Genomic DNA, 13,588 nt, shown 5'->3' on the forward strand with positions numbered 1-13,588 from the left:
AGCCTTCCTACCGAGGAAGGGGGGAAAGATTATATCTGGGGGACACCGGCAGAATCTGGTTTCGGATTCTGCTAACGTCATTCTGTAAGAATGACGCCCAGACACCCCTGCCAAAAGGAGCGCCTCTCAGAAGAGGCGGGGCCCCTTAGAAGGGGCGGGCCCCCTCTGGACTCCCCCTTTTTCATCACCCTGTTAGACTCGATCCGGGATACGTGTTTGCCCCCTGGATTCCAGCCTGCGCTGGAATGACATCAACATCCATCATACGTAAAGATATATACGAGACACTACACTAGTACCAGCCTTCGGCAGCGGTCCTGCTTATTCGATTCTACGACCTCATCTTCTGTGCGGTCGGTTCAACCTCTCCGTGGGAAGAATACCTATTCCCGGAAAGACTGGCCCGGAATCTACTTGACAGGAGTTAATCACGTCTTCAGAATAGCTATAGTAATAGCTCTCGTGAATACTGATGAACGGTACCGGCTAGCGCACGTGTGATGGCGCATGCAGAATCTACCAACCGCACTGGCCCGAGGTCCGAGAAGATGAGAGGCATATATACCCTCCGGCAGGTGTTTCGAATCCACCTCCGTGTGCACTACACGTGGTTATTGGCCGCGGTCCTTCTCACGGCCGCTATTGTCACTCAGTTCTCTACCGTCTATCCCCTGTGGCAGAGGTTAATCCTTGGAGCGGCTGGCACAGTGCTGTTCTTTCTTGTCGTCGTTACCCGGGAGTTCATCCTCGCCGTCACTTCTACCAGGAAAGGTATGACGATAAACGTCATCACACTCTTTGTCTTTGGCGGACTGCACCAGGTAGAGAAGGATACTACCATCCCGGCCCTTGAGTTACTGCAGTCTGCACTCGGGCAGCTATTCAACCTGCTTACAGCAGGGATTTTCACCGCTGTCTACTTTCTACTGGTACATACCGGAAACATAATCGTTGACGTGCTTATGCAGTGGCTGGCGTTTATCTGGTTCATGCTGGCCATTCTTCACTTCGTACCGGGTTTCCCTCTGGATGGAGGCAGGGCGCTGCGAGCACTTATCTGGCGTTTTACCGGTAACTATGAAAAGGCGACTCGCACGGCTGGCTGGATAGGGTGGACTATCGGGTTGCTCGCTTCTATGGGGGGGATTACGCTACTGGTCCTGACACAAGAATGGTTCACCGGGGTGTTGCTCGTAGCCGTTGGTCTGGTGCTTCAGAACGCAGCAACGCATGGTCGCCGACTCGCCGCACAGACCGGCGCTCTCACCGGTGAACAGCAGAGTGCCCGGTAACACTAATCATTCAGCCACAAGAATTTTTCGGTAATCTGGTTAATTATCTGCGTCCGGCGGCTTTCCGTGTAATAGGCCCGCCACTCTGCCTTGAACCACCTGAATGGGCTCTGCGCTTCCGACCACAGCCGCAGCCTGATGTCGCGAGGGTCATCAGTCAGCCAGGACGCGTCTATTACCGTAGCCAGTGGTGTGCCGCCGGTTATTTCCACTTCGTAATGACTGCGTCCGACTCTCTGGGGCAGCAGACCCCGATTATAGATGGCCCAGTTCACCCGTACGGTGTTTCTCGGTGCTGCCCTGGTTTTCACATAGAGACGGCCATCGGATGGGTCCTCAGGGTTCAGCCAGCGCAGCTCCATGATTCCGGTAAGTAACGGAAAGGACATCTGCGTCACCTGGGTCCTGCTCCGTGTGTACTCCTGAGAACGCTCACCGACAACATCTTCCCACTCTCGCCACTCCGTCCAGGAATCATTGGTGTGCCGCAGTGTGCCGATGCCGGCGATGGTTTCGCCAAACATATCATCCCACTTGTCCGTACCCAGCAGCCAATCAGCCCTTTGTTCGAGGTCCCCGCCTCTGGCAAGCACAGCACACTCTATGGATTCCCCCAGTATGTAACGAAGGATTCGGTCCGCCAGAAGAGAGGCAACCTCATCCTGCACAGCGAAATCACTGTGACCGTATTCACCGTAGTAGACAACATCTGCCCCCTCCGAGTATTGAGCCGTGAGTGGCACTACGCCGTCGTCCATATCCCTCGGCCATACATCAACCCCGGCACGGTCGAACTGCGGACTGAGAGGCGCCTTTTCTGCCGATATGAAGGCCAGCCAGTATTTCCTGGTGCTTACCCACTCTCCCCCTTCAGAGCTGTCCTGAAAAAGCACGGATTCACACACGCCTTCATCGGCGCCCAACAAGAAAGTCTGGCAATACTCCAGCACAGGGCTTCCACCGGGTGCATAGTACCGCTCCAGTTTCTTAATGGGGCTATTAACGGTTATCACCGCCGTTACTTTATCAGCTATCCCATCGATGTTCTGCGACACTGCGTAGAGTGCTGCCTTACCCCCCATACTGTGTCCGACAAGGATAAGGTTATCCTTACCCTGGAAGTACTCGTCGATGCTGTCAACGATGTTATGAGCCCAGGTATCGATATCTTCGTAGCCGGGATAGCATCTTGCCATGGTATTGATGCGTAAAGTGGTGCCGGGGTTGGCTTGCTTATAGAGGAAGTCAAACGTCGGCAGCTGTTCTTCAAGGGAGTCAGAGAGAAGTTGGAATGTGCAGCAATCGCTGCCCATACCGTGAAGGAATACGAAGTTGAGCTCCTTGACCTTGATACGGACCGGTGGCGCTGATTGTGTCAAACCCGGGAAAGCGACCAGGATACACAGACAAATGACCACCAGCAGCGATACTCGTCTTATAGCACGAATGAACATCTCATCACCAGTCAAATCTACCTTGAAGTCTTTTTGATTACTACTAAGCCGGCTCTAACAGTCTTTCTATGGATACTGTAAAAGCCCGAGCGTTCCCTGTCAAGGTTGCGCTGACTTATGTACCTCTGTACTGGAGTGTCACTAATGTACCGGACGAGTACAGGGGCTTGACAGGCCGATAACCGGAGGATAAAATATTATTAGGTATAACCTAATGTTCAGGCATACACTAATTATCTCTGTGGAGTTGGTAAATGGTGAAGCGAAACGAGGAAGACCTGGTGCAGTACATCCTGAAGATGTCCGAAGATATATACAATGCACTTTCACCCGGAGTGCCGACCGAGTGGCTCTCGTCCGATTTGACCGTCGCCCAGCTGCGTATTCTGCTTGTCCTGCAGTCCCGGGGGCCCACCCGGATGAGTGATATCGCATCCACTCTGAGTGTTACCCTCCCGTCGGCAACCGGCATTGTGGAGAACCTGGTTAAAAAGGGACTTGTGAAGCGAGAGACCGACCCGACAGACCGAAGGCTGGTCATCTGCAAGATATCTCCCGCCGGACAGGAAAGTATAAACCGGCTCTGGTCATCCGGCCAGTTCCAGATGGAGAGGTTACTCGAAGGGCTGTCCCTGGAACAACTCCGTAAAGCTGCCGACGTTACCGATATGCTTTTTAACAATGTATCGGAAAAGGAGGAGGAGGTGACAACAGATGAAACGCTTGCCTGAAGCGTTAGCCCGATTCATAGAACGCCGTCCCTGGTGGCTTGTCGTCGCAACCGTAGTGCTGGCTGCCGCTGCCATTCCAGGGATTACCATGCTGAAAACAGAGACCGGTTTTAACACACTGGTCTCGCCCGGCTCTTCACTTTCCCAGGACAACTCCAGGTACCAGGAGCAGTTTGGTGCCGAACCAATTACTGTTCTACTCGAAGGCCGACTTGACGACATATTCTCGACTGGCAACCTGGAGATTATGCGTGTCTTCGTGCAGGAGTTCTCCAATGATAGCCGCTACCGTGCTGTTGCCGGCCCGCTGGATATCCTCCAGGCGGCCGTGGAGGAAGCAAATAGCAGACAGTTGGCACTACAGGAGCAGATAATGCTCGCGCAGGAGACCGCCGCTGTGAAGGCCAGAGAGATTGCTGCCGCACAGGGACTTTCGGAGGAGCAGCAGGCAGAGGCAGCCGAACTGGCCCGGGTCGGGGTTATTCAGGAGTTCCAATCACAGATAGAGGGGATGCAGCAGATAGGAGAGCCCTCACTGGATAACCCTCTTTTCGTGGCAACCGTCCTCTACGGCACAGATGGCACAATCAACAAAGCAATGCAGCCATTCATTCCGGACGATGGACACGTCCTGCTATCTATAACTCCACAAGGGAACATGGATGACCGGGAGGCCCTGCAGGCAGCCGAAGATATCGAGGTTTTCTTCGCAGAGCACCCTCTGGCGAATGCGGATGTCACGGTTATTGCAGACACGAAACTGGTGGACGCCATCAGCAGGAGCCTGGGCAGCAACTTTGCAGTCCTCTTTGGCCTGTCCGTCGGTGTTATGATACTCATCCTGCTGGTAATGTTCCGAGTACGCTTGCGGTTGCTCTCCCTGCTGATGGTCGGCATTGGCGCCCTGTGGACATTCGGCCTGGCGGGATACTGCTCCATACCCCTGTCAATGACCACCATGGCGGTGCTGCCAATACTCATCGGTCTCGGAATAGACTATTCGATACAATTCCACAACCGTTACCAGGAAGAAATCACCAGAAGCCACTCAACAGGCAAGGCAATTACCACCTCCATATCCCGTATGTTCCCTGCGGTGGGTATTGCCCTGCTGGCCACGATTATCGGTTTCATTACGCTCTATATATCCAGGGTACCTATGATACGTGACTTCGGAACGATGCTCGCGGTTGGTGTCGTTCTGTGCTACGTAGCAGGGCTGTTTCTCCTTCACAGTATTCTTTATCTGAGTGACAGGAAGGTACCCATCGACCGCCTGAGTAAGGCGGCCAGGCAGGCAAGCGGTCGTATCGAGAGGGTTCTATCGCGTGTGGGCAGGATGGCAGTCAACAGGACGCTTCCGATATTCCTGATTGCCCTGGTCTTCGCCATTACCGGAGGCGTGGTGGACCACTGGCTCCCGATTAACACCAACTACGAGGAACTGATGCCTCAGGACATAGAGGAACTGGAGGTATTACGGGAGCTACGTCAGATACTCGATATCGGCGGCGAGATTCGCTTCATGGTAGAGGCAGAAGATGTCACCAGCCCGGAGGTACTCACCTGGCTGAGGCAATACCAGGACGCAGCTCTCAGGCTGTATCCCGAACTCCTTTCGGTGGACAGCCTGGCGGTGCTTCTCAATGAAGCCACCCAGGGAGCAACACCCACCGAACAGCTAGTTGAGCAGGTACTCGGGAGTACTCCGCCCCTTCTCCTGGACCGGCTGGTCTCCCCCGACCACAAGATGGCAAGCATATCGTGCAGTATTGCATACATATCCCTGGAGGAGACCAATGACCTTCTTCAGGGCATGGCAGACCTCGCTCAACCACCTGACGGGGTGCGAATTGCACCGGTAGGGTCTCTTGCCCTCGGAGCAAGTACGGTTGATGCCGTGGTAGGGACAAGGCTTACCATGAACCTCCTCTGCCTGGGGGCCGTATTTGTGGTGCTCCTGCTGGTCTACCGGCGCCTCAGCAGTGTCGTATTCACCATCATACCGGTGGGTGCAGTGATAGCATGGTCCTCACTGGATATGTTCCTCATCGGCATCCCGCTCAACCCACTCACCGCGATTCTGGGTGTAATCATAATCGGCATCGGCACCGAATTCATGGTGTTGCTCATCAGCCGGTACGAAGAGGAGAAACAACAGGGACAACTACCGCGGGATGCAATGGTTACGGCACTCTCGAAGATAGGCCGTGCCATAGTCACCACTGCTCTGACAACTGTGGGCGGCTTCGCCGTACTGATAGCGTCGGACTTCGTCATGGTCCGCGACTTTGGTATCGCCACAGTACTGGGCGTATTTCTCTGTCTGATTAGTGCTATTGCCGTTATGCCCGGGTTGATTGTATGGTTCGACGAATGGAGAGCCAAGAGGTTGTTAAAGCAAACCAGGTGACTATCAACAGGATACGGAGTAACGAGCAGGACACCACAGGCCGGAAAACGCTATAATGTGACCGCAGGGACAGGTCGGTAAATCAGCCGACAATTATCCTTCTGAATACTGAAGGGTGCGGCCCTTCTGAATACTGAAGGGTGCGCATGGACTGGAGGCATGCAGATGCGTATCGGGTTGATAACGGACACACACATCCCCATGGCGGCCAAAGAACTACCCCCCGAGGTGGCTGAGGTTTTCCAGGAAGTCGACCTCATCCTGCACGCTGGTGATATCTACAATATATCCGTCCTGGACGACCTCCAGCGGATAGCACCGGTGCTGGCGGCACTTGGAGATGACGATTCCATCGGCCTGCTGAAGGACGAGCGTGTTGAGAACAAGCATGTGCTGAATCTGGAGGGCTACACGTTATGGCTCGTCCACGAAAGGCCCTTTCCGTACCGTTCCACACAAGAGCAGAGAGCACAGCTTCCCGACGTCATCGTACACGGTCACAGTCATGCTGCGGAGGTGAGGCACTATGACAGTGTCCTGGTTGTAGGCTCCGGCAGCCCCACTTTTCTGCACTACCACCACGGTCCGGGTACGGTCGCCATACTTGAAATAGGACCGGAAGGAGCGGAGGCTTCCATTGTGAAGCTGTAGGGTGCTGAAAAACCCTTTCGACCAATCCCCGTGCGTCCCGGATGGAGCGCCTCTCAGAAGAGGCGGAGCGCCTCTCAGAAGAGGCTGGGCCCCTCAGAAGGGGCGGTGCCTTACCCTTCCTGTCCAGGAAGGGGGGAAATCATATCCGGGGGACACCGGCAGAATCTGGTTTCGGATTCTACTAACGTCATTCTGTAAGAATGACGCCCAGACACCCGTGCCAAAAGGAGTGCCTCTCAGAAGAGGCGGGGCCCCTCAGAAGGGGTGGGCCCATCAGAATGGGCACCCCCTCCGGACTCCCCTTTTTCATCACCCTGTTAGTGCACTACCAGCGACTGAGCACGCCTGGCCTTACTGTGAGGGAAAATGAAGCAACGAGGAGAGCGGATGCCGGATTTACGGCTCCACGAGTATCTGGTCGGAGCGACCTGTAACTAACTCATGGCCGAGTGATAGTCCTGCAGGGACCTCACCCCGGAGCCACCCTGACGATAGGCAGCTATTCCCTTGGCGGCGGCAGCGGCAGCAGCCAGGGTAGTGATATACGGTACCTTGTATTTTATCGCCGTCTTGCGGATATAGGAATCATCATACTGACTTAGCTTCCCGACCGGGGTATTGATAACCAGGTTAATCTCCCCGTTCATGATTCCATCAGCGATATTGGGGCGCCCTTCGTGCATTTTCAGAATCAGTTCGGACTCGATACCCTCACCGGCAAGGAACTGGCGAGTACCTCGCGTTGCCTTGATTTTGAAACCGAGGCCAGCAAAGCTCCTGGCCACCTCAGTAACAGCGGGACGTTCTTTCTCGGACACCGTTATCAGGACGGTACCCTCTGTTGGGGGCAGTTGTTTTGCCGCCTCCTGTGCCTTAAAGAAGGCCAGGCCGAATGAGTCCGCGATTCCCAGAACCTCGCCTGTCGACCGCATCTCCGGACCGAGCACAGGGTCCACTTCGGGGAACATGTTGAATGGGAAAACCGCTTCTTTCACACCGAAGTGTGTTATCCTGCGCCGCTTCAGGTCCATCTCAGCAAGTTTCTTGCCGAGTATAAGCTGAGTTGCGATGCGCGCCATGTACACGTTGCACACCTTCGAGACCAGCGGTACCGTCCGCGATGCTCGTGGGTTTGCCTCCAGCACGTAGACCACGTCCCGGGCAATCGCATACTGGATGTTCATCAGCCCCAGCACGTCCAGTTCCTGCGCAATCTTCCTGGTATACTCGTAAATCGTTTCAAGGTGCTTTTCCGGTATGCTTACCGGAGGTATTACGCAGGCGGAATCGCCGGAATGTACGCCGGCAAATTCAATGTGCTCCATGATGGCGGGCACAAAGACCTCGGAGCCGTCGGCAATGGCGTCGGCCTCCGCCTCGATGGCGTTCTCTAGAAACTTATCTATCAGGATGGGGCGGTCAGGGGTGACATCCACAGCGGCGGCAAGATACTCCGTGAGCATCTCCTCGTCGTGAACAACCTCCATGCCTCGTCCGCCCAGAACATAGGAAGGCCGTACCATCAGGGGATATCCGATTCTACCGGCAACGACCAGCGCTTCCTCAATATTGCTGGCCATGCCGGAATCCGGCATAGGAATGCCTAGCTTGGCCATTATCTGGCTGAACCGGTCACGGTCCTCTGCCAGGTCGATTGTCTCCGGCGAGGTACCCAGTATTCTAACGCCAGCCTCGGAGAGCTCCCTGGCAATGTTGAGCGGGGTCTGTCCTCCAAACTGGACTATCACGCCTTCCGGCTTCTCCTTCTCGTAGATGCTGAGAACGTCCTCAACGGTGAGTGGCTCAAAGTAGAGCTTGTCCGACGTGTCGTAGTCCGTGGAGACAGTCTCAGGATTGCAATTGACCATGATTGTCTCGAATCCCATGTCACGTAGCGCCAGAGCGGCATGGACACAACAATAGTCGAACTCTATCCCTTGGCCGATACGATTCGGCCCGCCCCCGAGTATCATTACCTTCCGCCGATCGCTGGCTACCGTCTTGTCGGGGGCATTGTAGGTGGAGAAGTAGTAGGCGGCATTTTCCACGCCACTGACTGGTACAGGCTCCCACGCCTCGACAACCCCGAGGGAAATGCGCCTGGCCCGGATTTCCTTCTCCGGTACGCCGAGAAGCTGCGCCAGATAGCGGTCGGCAAACCCGTCCTTCTTTGCCTGAATCAGCAGGTCATCCGGCAGCATTTTGCCCCTGTATTGAAGAACCTTCTCCTCCAGTTCCACAAGCTCCTTCATCTGCTCAATGAACCAGCGCTTGATGTATGTCCTCTCGTACAGCTCGTGAACACCGGCACCTTTGCGAAGTGCCTCGTACATGATGAACTGGCGCTCGCTGGTGGGGTTCTTGAGCATCTCCATTAGTTCAGGCAGTTCTTTTTCATTGAAATCCCGCGCGAAGCCGAGGCCATAACGACCAATTTCAAGTGAACGAATCGATTTCTGAAAGGCTTCTTTGTAATTCTTGCCGATGCTCATTACCTCGCCGACGGCACGCATCTGGGTACCAAGCTTATCCTCGGCACCCTTGAATTTCTCGAAAGCCCAGCGGGCAAACTTGACGACCACATAGTCACCTGATGGGGTGTACTTCTCAAGGGTCCCGTCCCGCCAGTAGGGAATCTCGTCCATGGTGAGGCCACCGGCCAACATGGAGGATACAAGTGCTATCGGGAAACCGGTCGCCTTGGATGCCAGTGCCGAGGAGCGTGAGGTTCGCGGGTTAATTTCTATCACCACCACGTGACCCGTCTCCGGGTCATGGGCAAACTGGATATTGGTGCCGCCGATTACCTTTATTGCCTCCACTATCCGGTAAGAGTACTCCTGGAGTTTCTTCTGAAGCTCCGTGTCTATCGTGAGCATTGGTGCCGTACAGTAGGAATCCCCCGTATGGACGCCCATGGCATCCACATTCTCGATGAAACAGACCGTTATCATCTGGTTTTTGGCGTCGCGGACTACTTCCAGTTCCAGCTCTTCCCAGCCCAGGACGGATTCCTCTATCAGCACCTGGCCGATGAGACTGGCGGCAATACCGCGGCTGGCTACGGTCCGTAGCTCCTCCACATTGTAGACCAGACCGCCGCCGGTCCCGCCCATCGTGTATGCCGGGCGTATGACGACCGGATACCCCAGTTCCGCAGCTACTTCCTCGGCATCTTCGACATTATAGACAGCGGTGCTCCGCGGCACTTCGAGTCCGAGACCGTTCATTGTTTCCTTGAAAGTGATTCTGTCCTCGCCACGTTCAATAGCGTCAATCTCTACGCCGATTATCTTAACGTTATATTTATCAAGAACACCGGCCCGTGCCAGCTCGGCACTGAGATTCAGACCGGACTGCCCGCCCAGATTTGGCAGCAGGGCGTCCGGTCGTTCTTTCTCGATAATCTGAATCATACGGTCGAGGTTGAGTGGCTCGATGTAGGTAGCATCTGCCATACCGGGGTCAGTCATGATTGTGGCCGGGTTGGAGTTCACCAGTACAATCTCGTAGCCAAGAGCCTTCAAGGCCTTGCAGGCCTGTGTACCGGAGTAGTCGAATTCGCAAGCCTGACCAATGACAATGGGTCCGGAGCCGATTATCATCACCTTCCTGATATCATCCCGCCTAGGCATGCAGCCTGCCTCCCAAGTTCTTATTCTCCATAGTTACCCAGGTTATTCCGGATGGTCTGTGCCTGATGAACACGTACAGGGCCAGGAGATAGTATAGCATACCGACCCTTCAAAGAGCAATAGGTAATCAGTTACCGTATTCTGTTTAGCATCTTCATAATATTCCTATTCGCGAGTTACGACTAACCCGTCAACTATCTGGATTATCAACCGGGGTATATCATGGTTCTATGGCAACTCCATCTTCCACTTCTACGTGGTTGTACAGCATCAGCGATACTTGCCGCATAATCGTCTTTGCCGGCAACTCACCTTACCCGGGTTGCTATGGACTATTCAGTCATGTATACTGCAAATCAGTGACAATTTGGACTTTTTACCCTGGGCTGACCGCTATCAACATGCCAGACTACATCATGATTTACAGTATAGCAGAGGTGAGACCCGCAGCGATAAACACACGTAAGCAAGGAGGATGTGCCGGTAATGGAAGTACTTGATGTAATCAGAAAGCGAAGGAGCATAAGGGACTACGGACCAGACAGGATACCGGAGGACGTGCTGGACAGGTTGCTGGAGGCACTGCGCCTGGCCCCGACGGGAGGTAACCGCCAGCCTTTCAAGTTCATCGTTGTGCAGGATAAGGAGACCAGGGGAAAAGTAGCTGCTGCCTGTCGATGGGTACCGGGCAGACCCAATGGCCATGAGTTCATCGCCGAAGCCCCCGTGGTGATAGTCGCCTGCGGCTCCGAGAAAGACGCGGTTACGCGCTTCTACAAGGATGGAAATCCTTCCCTCATAATGGGTGTTGCCCCAGAAGCAATAGACAAGGACCCGTATGACTACAATAACCTCATGGCGGTCGACCTTGCGATTGCCCTGGACCACCTGACCCTGGTAGCGACTGAGGAAGGACTGGGAACGTGCTGGATTGCGGCTCTGGACGAGAGGGAGCTAAAGAACATCCTTTCCGTACCCGATGATATGAGGGTCCTGTTCGTGATGCCCATTGGCTACGCCATTTCGTGGCCGGAGCCAAGGCCCCGGAAGGCACTCGAAGAAATCATATGCCGGGACATCTACAGCTAGCGGGCAGAGCGGCACTTTATCAGGTGCTTCCTGTGTCCTCAATCCCGCTTCCAACGTGAGTCAGCAGAACTCCCCGGTCTCACACTGCCATTCCCTCCCGTGCAATGTCACTGTATCATTCATACGGTGACATTTTCTCTGGGCACTGATAATCCGTACGATTTACTACTGAGCTAGTACAATTACTTGACAATCCATGTTCTGTCGATTACAATGGACGCCTGTGCACGTAAGCAGAACTATATAGTTCTGCTGCTTTAGTGTAAATGTAACTTACCATACCGTGCAGTAGTTGGTTGCCTGGAGGAATACGCTGGGGTCCTGCTGGGGAAAACCAGAGTGCCGGGGATGTTTGGGATGACCATCCACCGGCTTAATTAAGCGCGGCTACTCCCTCCCGTGACCGGAGCTCTGGGGGTAATCGGGCATAGCCGGGCTTTATCGGGTTTAGGCTGATATTGTCGGGTTTAGCAGCAGGGCCCCTAACCAGAAAGGCATACAGACAACTACAGTCCAGGCCAGGCTTCCAGGTCACAGCCCTGATACTGCTTCCTCAAGATAAGACCAGTCCACCCATAACAACCCCCACTGGAACAATGGACATCAGATTAACAGGAGGCATAATAACTATTTATTACTATTGACATCAGATATCATGATGCGTATAATCTATGACTAAGGACTGTACCTGAACGTCAAGGTAGTTTTTAAACAAGTACGGAGACTGCGGTCTCGGTCGTGTTGTGGACTGATAGAGTCCATAACAACGCAGATAGAGATAGAAGAGGAAACTGCCCATGTTACGCGCCGGTAGAGCGCTTTATATATAGGTAGAACCCTAACCTTATATGGTAATAACTAAAGGAGAGGAAATGAAGAAAAAAGCAATATGGTTGGTTTTCAGTTGCCTGATGGTAGCGGCGCTGGTTCTGTCATCCTGCCAGCCGGCAACAGTCGAGGAGAAGAAAACAACAGAGACAGTTAAGGGGCAGGTCACAGAAAAGGATGCTCCCAAGGTAGAAGAGGAGGAGGAAGGTCCGGCTGCCGTTGAGGAAAAGGGTCCGGAGATGGTCACTGACTCTATGGGGAAACTGAAGGAGAAACCCCGCTACGGGGGCACTATCACCTTCATCTCGGCCGGCGGTGCGCCGACACAGCTCCTCGACCCGGTGAATTCGACCCGTGCCGTGGTCAACGGAGTTAACGTCTACGGACGACTGGGCACGGCCGACTGGTCAAAGGGGCCCCAGGGTACCGGTGAATGCCCGTTCTCATCCTCATATATCGCCGACCCGTTTACCATAGGTGATGTGGTCGAGAGCTGGGAAATTGTCGACCTGGGGACCATGAACTTCAAGCTCCGTGAGAACGTCTACTGGCAGAACCGCCCGCCGATGAACGGACGGCAGTTCGTTGCCAGTGACGTTGAGTATTCGTATGAACGCTCTGCGGATGACCCGCGGGCCACGGGCTACCAGGCACCGGACTATGTGCGGGACCCGACAATTCCGCCTTTCTACACCGAGCATGACAAATTCAACTTCACGATCGTGTACGAAGTACCAGGCACGCGCATGTTTCACGGTCTCATGCACTGGAACTACATGCAGCCACGTGAAGTGGTGGAGATGTACGGTGACCTGGAAGACCCCGCACACCAGGTAGGCATCGGCCCGTGGATGCTGGAGGATGCCGTTACCGACAGCTCGCTGACGTGGATCAGGAATCCCAACTACTACGCGTTCGACCCCTTCTTCCCCAAGAACAGGCTGCCCTATGCCGACAAGCTCCAGATGATTGTGATACCCGATACGGCCACCCAGCTAGCGGCGCTGCGAACGTGGAAGACCGACTGGCAGTCTGTCCCCTCCGACAAGGTGGACGGCATGATTAAATCCAATCCCGAGCTGAAGATGGTGAAGATGCTGCCGGACGCCTCCTCTACGATCTGGCCGCGCACCGATATCGCACCCTTCAACGACAAGCGGGTACGGCAGGCAGTCTCCATGGCGATAGACCAGCCAGCCATCCTGGAAGACTACTACGAGGGCAGGGCTTACATGCTCACCTGGCCGGTGATGCCCTCCTTCGCCGACCACTACACACCGCTGGAGGAGCTGCCGGCAAACAGCCAGTTGCTCTACGGATATAATCCGGAAGAAGCCAAGGCACTGCTGGCCGAAGCCGGCTATCCAAACGGCTTCGCCACCGACTGCCAGGTCTCGGCTGCCTGGCCGCGCGGTATCGAGCAGTTGTCCCTGGTCCAGAGCTGGCTTGCCGATGTCGGCATCGACATGACGATAGACGTGGTGGAATCCACCAC

The 13,588-nt window shown here is 54.6% G+C and carries 8 protein-coding genes; 6 read left to right on the forward strand and 2 right to left on the reverse strand.

The window, feature by feature from the left end; genetic code table 11:
* Positions 1-548 precede the first annotated feature (548 nt).
* Entirely contained in the window at positions 549-1,292 is a 744-nt protein-coding gene (locus VMW13_07300; GenBank protein HUV44619.1) for a site-2 protease family protein, read from the forward strand.
* A 2-nt stretch (positions 1,293-1,294) separates the two neighbouring features.
* Here the strand turns inward: VMW13_07300 and VMW13_07305 are convergent, their stop codons facing one another.
* Positions 1,295-2,746: an alpha/beta hydrolase gene (locus VMW13_07305; protein ID HUV44620.1), complete on the reverse strand. Its 1,452-nt coding sequence runs from the start codon at positions 2,744-2,746 to the stop codon at positions 1,295-1,297.
* 254 nt (positions 2,747-3,000) lie between these two features.
* Between VMW13_07305 and VMW13_07310 the strand changes: the two genes are divergently transcribed.
* The 3 genes from VMW13_07310 to VMW13_07320 all read left to right on the forward strand — a co-directional run bounded on the left by VMW13_07310 (position 3,001) and on the right by VMW13_07320 (position 6,541).
* Positions 3,001-3,477 carry a MarR family transcriptional regulator gene (locus tag VMW13_07310; protein ID HUV44621.1) on the forward strand — a complete coding sequence of 159 codons (477 nt, stop codon included), beginning with the start codon at positions 3,001-3,003 and terminating at the stop codon, positions 3,475-3,477.
* Positions 3,461-5,890: a hydrophobe/amphiphile efflux-3 (HAE3) family transporter gene (locus tag VMW13_07315; protein ID HUV44622.1), complete on the forward strand. Its 2,430-nt coding sequence runs from the start codon at positions 3,461-3,463 to the stop codon at positions 5,888-5,890. The genes VMW13_07310 and VMW13_07315 overlap by 17 nt, the downstream gene beginning before the upstream one ends.
* Positions 5,891-6,055: 165 nt before the next feature.
* Entirely contained in the window at positions 6,056-6,541 is a 486-nt protein-coding gene (locus tag VMW13_07320) for a metallophosphoesterase family protein (GenBank protein ID HUV44623.1), read from the forward strand.
* A gap of 434 nt (positions 6,542-6,975) precedes the next feature.
* On the opposite strand, the gene carB is transcribed toward VMW13_07320, so the two are convergent.
* Complete coding sequence (gene carB, locus VMW13_07325; protein HUV44624.1) at positions 6,976-10,176, reverse strand: carbamoyl-phosphate synthase large subunit; 3,201 nt, start codon at positions 10,174-10,176, stop codon at positions 6,976-6,978.
* A 486-nt stretch (positions 10,177-10,662) separates the two neighbouring features.
* Between carB and VMW13_07330 the strand changes: the two genes are divergently transcribed.
* Positions 10,663-11,265 (forward strand): nitroreductase family protein, encoded by a 603-nt coding sequence (locus VMW13_07330; protein ID HUV44625.1) that lies wholly within the window; start codon positions 10,663-10,665, stop codon positions 11,263-11,265.
* Between the two features lie 872 nt (positions 11,266-12,137).
* A partial coding sequence (locus VMW13_07335) for an ABC transporter substrate-binding protein (GenBank protein HUV44626.1) occupies positions 12,138-13,588 on the forward strand: 1,451 nt, incomplete at its 3' end.

Source organism: Dehalococcoidales bacterium (assembly GCA_035529395.1).
Classification (GTDB): domain Bacteria; phylum Chloroflexota; class Dehalococcoidia; order Dehalococcoidales; family Fen-1064; genus DUES01.

Coding starts and splice junctions, on each gene's coding strand:
- VMW13_07330 (HUV44625.1), top strand. CDS start 10,663: ATGGAAGTACTTGATGTAATCAGAAAGCGAAGGAGCATAAGGGACTAC.
- VMW13_07305 (HUV44620.1), bottom strand. CDS start 2,746: ATGTTCATTCGTGCTATAAGACGAGTATCGCTGCTGGTGGTCATTTGT.
- carB (HUV44624.1), bottom strand. CDS start 10,176: ATGCCTAGGCGGGATGATATCAGGAAGGTGATGATAATCGGCTCCGGA.
- VMW13_07300 (HUV44619.1), top strand. CDS start 549: ATGAGAGGCATATATACCCTCCGGCAGGTGTTTCGAATCCACCTCCGT.
- VMW13_07310 (HUV44621.1), top strand. CDS start 3,001: ATGGTGAAGCGAAACGAGGAAGACCTGGTGCAGTACATCCTGAAGATG.
- VMW13_07320 (HUV44623.1), top strand. CDS start 6,056: ATGCGTATCGGGTTGATAACGGACACACACATCCCCATGGCGGCCAAA.
- VMW13_07315 (HUV44622.1), top strand. CDS start 3,461: ATGAAACGCTTGCCTGAAGCGTTAGCCCGATTCATAGAACGCCGTCCC.